The sequence below is a fragment of the Kribbella sp. NPDC056345 genome, assembly GCF_042262745.1.
Lineage (GTDB): Bacteria > Actinomycetota > Actinomycetes > Propionibacteriales > Kribbellaceae > Kribbella.
Genome location: NZ_JBHJQQ010000024.1, coordinates 59,000 through 65,296, shown reverse-complemented (window position 1 = coordinate 65,296; position 6,297 = coordinate 59,000). Strand labels below are relative to the sequence as shown.

Here is a 6,297-nt window from a genome sequence, read left to right as displayed (position 1 = left end):
GATCAACCCACCTGTCCCCGAAACCCAACAACACAAAGCGGTTCATCAGACCGCCGCCTAACTCACGCTGGCCTCAACCACCTTGACAAATTCCGGTACAGCGACCACGAACCCCAGCGGACCGTCAGAGCGTGACGAACGGCTGCTCGCACTGGCCTGGGGCGCCATGGCCGACAACAGCCCGGAAGTCGTCCTGACTGATCAGCTCATCCAGAGGCTCGCGGTGGGCAGCCCAAGGATTGAGCGGCCGATCCCGCCGCATGTCGAACTAGCCGCACAGCTTCGTGCCGCGTCAACCGATGCACTCGATCGCGGCGATTACACCCTCGTCGTGCACCCAGGTCGCTCAGCTGGGACCTTCACGTCGCGATTGGCGTACTTGGCACCAGAGGCCGGCCTGCAGGATGCATATCGAGGCGTACCGACAGGCGTCGACGGCGCATTGCCAGTCCAGCTGTCGTGTCCGCCTGCGTTCACTCACGCCGAGAACATCAGTCGAGTGCCTGCCTACCTTCCGCACGTTCTGTCGCTCGGCGAACACCGCAGCGATGACGACACCACAATTCCGCTCAACGACCTTGCGGTGACGGCCACCCGCGACAACCTCTACCTGGTCAGCGTCTCGCAGCGCCGAGTCATCGAGCCGCAGTCGTTTCACGCGCTGGCGATCGAGAAGCAATCACCACCATTGGCGCGTCTCCTGGCCCATCTGTCGCAGAGCCTTGGCGCGGCCTGGCATCGATTCGACTGGGGTCCTGCCGCGCAGCAACTGCCTTTCCTGCCTCGAGTGCGATACCGGCAATCGATCCTGTCACCGGCAACCTGGCGTTTGGCCCTCGACGATCTTTCGTCGTCCGCCGACGACATCGTTTGGCGCGCGTCATTGGCGGATTGGCGGCGACGATGGGCCTGCCCCGTGACGGTTGAACTGCAGGATGCTGATCGGTCGCTACCGCTCACGCTGACTGAGCCGGCCCACGCAACCATTGTGCGCAATCTTCTCGCAAGACACGGCTTCGTCGTCCTCACCGAGACGGCTAAGGCCGGAGACTTCGGCTGGATCGGTAGTCATGCGCACGACATCGCCATGCCGTTGCGGACGACAAGGCCGCCCGCGGCGCCACCAGTTGCAGCAGTTGGTGGGAGACCCACGAACCGCAATCACGGGCAGCTGCCTGCATCCGCTGGGGCCTGTTGGCTCTATCTCAAGCTTCACACCCATCCCGAACAACTAAGCAATCTAGTTGCTATTGAGCTTCCTCGACTGCTCAGCGAGATCGACCATCCTGAGTATTGGTTCGCTCGCTATCGAAGCCCCCGCGAAACCGACCACTTGCGGCTGCGCCTGCGAGCACAGAACCCTCATCACAGTGCCGGATTGCTCTTGGCAGCAAGTGCCTGGGCAGAGCAACTTCGAGACGACGGCAAAGTCAGCCGCCTGGTTGTCGACACCTACTATCCGGAGACCGGCCGCTACGGACACGGCACAGCAATGACCGCACCTGAGGCGGTCTTCGTTGCCGACTCACAATTGGCCGCTGCGCAACTGCGGCACCTACCGAGCGCCGTCATCGATCCGGCCGCCTTGACCGCGGTCAACATGCTCGGCACACTCGCTGACTTCTTCGGCGGCCTGGACTCAGGCTGCTCGTGGCTAGTGAATCAGCGCCCACCGGTCGATGCGATCGCCGACCGGTCTCTCACCAATCTGGTCGTCACGCTGACTCGAGGTGGCCTGCCACTGACCATCCCGGGCTGGAACAGCGAGCTGGCCAGTGCCTGGCAGCAGCGTGCCGCCGTGCTGGCCAGCTACCGCGAACAGCTGCCTGACAAGGCGCGGATCAACGACGTCCTCGAATCGCTCCTGCACATGCACCACAACCGAACCATCGGCGTCGACCGGGAGAGCGAGGCTGTGTGCCGGCGCCTGGCTCGGCAAGCCGCGGTTGCTTGGCAGGCACAAACGATTGGAGTGCCCCAGTGACGGCCGCGACGCGGCAGCTTCCATCAGACGCTGCTAAGCAGTCGCTAGGACGCGGCCTTGCAGGTCGGGCTCTGCTCGACATCGAACAGGCGCGGACCGGACAAGGCAGTTGGGCCAGAGCCCACGAGCAGATCACGAAAATGACGGGCGTTCCTGTCGCGGCACACGTCAAGAGCAGTCTGTTCGAGGGCGCGCCAGCAATCGCCTATGTGCTGGCTACCGCCGAACAGCCGACGTACGAACGAGCTCTCACGACGCTCGACCATCACATCGACGCGCTCACCCGAGAAAGGCTCCGCCGAGCACATCGGCGTATCGACCGCGGCCTGCTACCCGAGCTGCGCGAGTTCGACCTCATCAGCGGATTGACCGGGCTCGGGGTGTACCAACTCCGCCGGCGCGGCGGTGGCGAGGTGCTCGACGCAGTGCTGGCGTACCTCGTTCGCCTCTGCGAACCGCTCTCCCTCAACCGTCAGATCCTGCCAGGATGGTGGACCGCCAACGACACCGCCGATCACCCCTCGGAGTACTGGCCAGGTGGCCACGGCAATCTCGGCGTCGCCCATGGAATCTCGGGTCCACTCGCCTTCATGGCCCTTGCTGTGCGGCATGGGCGCCAGGTTTCGGGACAGATCGACGCAATTCAAGCGATCTGCTCTTGGCTTGACCACTGGCAGCAGGCCGCCGGAGAAGGAGCCTGGTGGCCAGGGACGATTACCAGGCACGAGGTCGAATCAGACGCGCTTCAACAGCCAGGCCCCCAGCGGCCATCGTGGTGCTACGGCACACCGGGTATCGCCCGAGCTCAGCAACTAGCCGGACTTGCTCTAAACGATCGAACCCGTCAGCACCTCGCAGAAGCCGCATTGCTCAGCTGTATCGCCGACGACACACAGCTCGCCCAACTCGGCGACACAACCCTCTGCCACGGGTGGGCAGGGCTCATCCAGGCGACCATCCGAGCCGCCGCGGACGCAGGCCCTCAGAGCCCGCTGAGCGCGGAGCTGCCAGAACTGGGACGCCGGCTCGACGAGTTCGCTCAGTCTCAGGGCTCGCAGCAGCACGCCAACCTCCTCGAGGGGAGTACGGGCGTCGACCTGGTCCGAATGGCTGCCACGTCGACCGCCGAGTCGATATTCACCTGGGACGCGTGTCTGCTTCTCAGCGGCTAACTGCGGTCTCGGAGAACTGTCCGTCCGCCCAACTACGATCAGCCAGCCGCCCTATAGAGGCCCGGGCTCCATGAAAGGAACCAATGAACACCATCACCAACTCACCGGAGACCTTGCGCGCGGCCATGGTCAACAACGTCAAGGCAGCCGGCCACGCGACCAGCCCGGCAGTCGAACACGCGATGCGCACCGTCCCGCGGCACGCGTTCGTTCCTGAATCCAGCGTTGAGGACGCGTACGACGACATCGCGGTCATCACCAAACGCGCGAGCGACGGTTCGGCGCTGAGCTGTGCCTCCGTGCCCACCATCGTTGCCATGATGCTCGACCAGCTGCAGGTTCAGCCCGGCAACCGCGTCCTCGAGATCGGGGCCGGCACCGGCTACAACGCAGCCCTCCTGACGCAGCTCACTGGTCCTGGTGGTGTGGTCACGACTGTCGATATCGATCCCGAGGTCACGGCCGGCGCTCGACGCGGACTTGACGCGACCGGTAACGAGCACGTCGAGGTCATCACTCGCGACGGATCACTCGGGGCTCCCGAGAACGCGCCGTACGATCGCATCATCTTCACTGTTGGGGCGTGGGACCTGACGCCTGCGTTCTGGGAACAACTGGCTCCCGATGGCCGCCTGGTCGTTCCGCTGCGCTGGCGCGGCCAGACCCGTAGCGTCGCTTTCGTCCGAGACGGCGACACGCTTGTGTCGGACTCGCTGGAGCTGTGCGGCTTCGTCCCCATGATCGGACAAGAAGGTGAGCGCAGCGGCGCCATCGATGCCGACGGCCTGGTGACCCTGTACTGGGACGCCGATCAGACGATCGACGCGGCGCAACTGAGCGGTGTCCTCGATCAGCCGAAGGAGATCGTCTGGTCGGAGGTTCTCGTTGGACCACAGGAACCCTTCGACGGCATCTGGCTGCGCATCACCGGTCACGACAGCCGCATCTGTCGCATCGCAGCTGACCGTGCTGCTGTTGACGCTGGGCTGTGCACGCCTGCAATCCCCGCCCGCAGCCCTGCCTTGGCCGATGACGACAGCCTGGCCTACCTCGTCTTCAGGAAAGTCGAAGAGGGCAGGTTCGAGCTCGGCGCCATCGGCCACGGGCCGTACGGCGGACATCTCGCCGGGCAACTGTGCAACGAGATCGAGGCCTGGAATCACGACCGCAACGCCCGGCCAACTGTGCGCGCATGCCTAGCCGGCAGCCCTAGCTCGGCCATCTCGGTTGACCAAGCAATGAACTATGAGGTGATCGAGAAGGCTGCATCGCGGCTAGTCGTCAGCGTGCCCTGAGGCTCCGACCGCCGCTGGCCTCTCCATCGGGGATCCGTGGGATGCAACGCAGCGGCCGGTCAACGTCGCAATCAGTGCTCTGACCAATCGCTGTGACGAGCGAACCGGTGATCCACCCTTCCTTCTCCACTGGAGAGATCTGCAAAAGGTCTGGCATGCCAGCGGGCTCAACCAGGTCGTGCCCGCCGGCATTTCCAGCCAAGCGCGGACGCACCATGGAACGAGCAGCAGGCCTTCTCTGTGTGGCGCAATGTCCTCCGCGAACTGTCCGAGGAACTGCTGGGCGAGTCCGAAGATTATGCAAGTAGCGTCGCGCCGATCGACTATGCCAACTGGCCTTTCGCTGCTCGCCTCTCGGCGGGCTTCGACGACGGATCGGTCCGGGCGCACTGCGTTGGGCTCGGGGTCGACCCGCTGACTGTCGCGACGGACCTGTTGACCGTGGTCACCATCGACTCCCGGATGTTCGCCGAGCTCTTCGGACAGGTCGTCGAAGCCAACGCTGAGGGTCGGGTGCTCGCCCCTCAGCCCATCACCGCCAAGGTGAGCGATGAGTTCGTGCACCACAAACCGATGCAGGCTGCAGGCGCGGCAGTCCTCCAACTCGCTTGGGATCACCAACTGGGCTGACTGCGATACAGACGGCACTGTGAAAAGTTCGGCTCTGTCGCTGGTTGCGTGATCGACTACCGCTCCACCGCTGGCTTGCGCCGGCCCGGCGGCTGGGTGCCGGCCGTCCTTGGCAGGTGTGAACTGGTGGCCAGCAGTGCGATGTAGTCCTGATAGGCGCGCTCGATCCGGCGATGGTCGCCGGTCGAGTCCATGTCGAGGAGCAACCCACGTATCTGCGCGAGTAGGCCAGTGGCGAGTCGCTGCGCTACCTCGGCTCGGCAGCCAACTGCGGCAAAGCCGTCGGCGAATATGGTCAGCCACTCGGTAGTCAGCTGTGATCGCGACACACTGACCTGCCCGTCAAGCCGGGCGACAGCGGCCACCTGGCCGAACAGCCGGAAATACTGGCTTGCCTCGTCGCCGCCGAACCATGCCCATGCCGCGGCCAAGACCTCGATGAAGTCCTGGGTGGGCGGCAGCGCGGCACGTGCGTGGTCCATCTCCCAGCCCCGGGCGCGGTCGAGGGCGGCGTCGATCAGTGTCTGACGGGATCCGAAGTGGTGCACCAGCATCCGGGCGCTGGTCGCGGCCGCGGCCGCGAGACGATCCAGTGATGCTCCCGGCAGACCATGCGCGAGCAGATCGCGCGCCACCGCATCCACGAGGCGGTCACGGTGAGCCGAGTCGACAGTGCGGGACATGAGATCCAGTCTTTCATGTAATGTGAATTACATGAAAGGACGCTTGCCCCGTCCATCAGTCGACCAGAGGAGACCGCATGCTGCGTGCCGTGTTCGCCCGCACCTTGAAGCCAGGCGTCACTGATGACGAGTTCATCCAAGCGTGGCTTCCCCCTGGCCTAACCCAGGACTCCTACCCCTCGGGGGTGAGCATCAGCCACAACATCACCCATCAACGGCAGATCATCTCGATCTTCGAGGTGGACACCACCCCGCAAGACTTTCCCGAGATACTCGCCTCCCTGGTCCATCCGGACTCGGCGGCTCGACTGGCCGAGATCGTCGAGTCGACCCAGCTCGAAGCGGTCTTCGAGGACACTGCGACTTTCGGGTCACGACAACCGCTGAGCAAAGACGGTCAGTAGAACCCCAGCCGGCGTGCAGGCGCAGACCTCATCGATCGCCTCCGCGACAACGGCGAGAGCCCGTCGTGGCTCGGGAGGTCTCCACCAGCACCGTTTGTAGGTCAGTGCTGACACCACCCGGACCAGGAG

The 6,297-nt window shown here is 64.5% G+C and carries 6 protein-coding genes; 5 read left to right on the top strand and 1 reads right to left on the bottom strand.

The genetic code is table 11. The features are described from left to right. The first annotated feature begins 82 nt into the window (after positions 1 to 82). From ACFCV3_RS41110 to ACFCV3_RS41095, 4 genes are all read left to right on the top strand, one after another. Entirely contained in the window at positions 83 to 1,984 is a 1,902-nt protein-coding gene (locus ACFCV3_RS41110) for a lantibiotic dehydratase (RefSeq protein WP_376040531.1), read from the top strand. Further along, on the top strand, positions 1,981 to 3,156 hold the full coding sequence (locus ACFCV3_RS41105) for a lanthionine synthetase C family protein (protein WP_376040528.1): 1,176 nt from the start codon (positions 1,981 to 1,983) through the stop codon (positions 3,154 to 3,156). Before ACFCV3_RS41110 ends, ACFCV3_RS41105 begins: the two co-directional genes overlap by 4 nt. Before the next feature lie 83 nt (positions 3,157 to 3,239). After that, the gene (gene fxlM, locus ACFCV3_RS41100) at positions 3,240 to 4,451 is read left to right on the top strand and encodes a methyltransferase, FxLD system (RefSeq protein WP_376040525.1); all 1,212 of its coding nucleotides are present in this window, start codon (positions 3,240 to 3,242) and stop codon (positions 4,449 to 4,451) included. Positions 4,452 to 4,691: 240 nt separating this feature from the next. Next, entirely contained in the window at positions 4,692 to 5,081 is a 390-nt protein-coding gene (locus tag ACFCV3_RS41095) for a hypothetical protein (RefSeq protein ID WP_376040522.1), read from the top strand. A 56-nt stretch (positions 5,082 to 5,137) separates the two neighbouring features. Here the strand turns inward: ACFCV3_RS41095 and ACFCV3_RS41090 are convergent, their stop codons facing one another. After that, a complete protein-coding gene (locus ACFCV3_RS41090; RefSeq protein ID WP_376040520.1) occupies positions 5,138 to 5,764 on the bottom strand; it encodes a TetR/AcrR family transcriptional regulator in 627 nt (208 codons plus the stop codon). Positions 5,765 to 5,841: 77 nt separating this feature from the next. Between ACFCV3_RS41090 and ACFCV3_RS41085 the strand changes: the two genes are divergently transcribed. Then, positions 5,842 to 6,168 (top strand): hypothetical protein, encoded by a 327-nt coding sequence (locus tag ACFCV3_RS41085; protein WP_376040517.1) that lies wholly within the window; start codon positions 5,842 to 5,844, stop codon positions 6,166 to 6,168. The last annotated feature ends 129 nt before the right edge of the window (positions 6,169 to 6,297 follow it).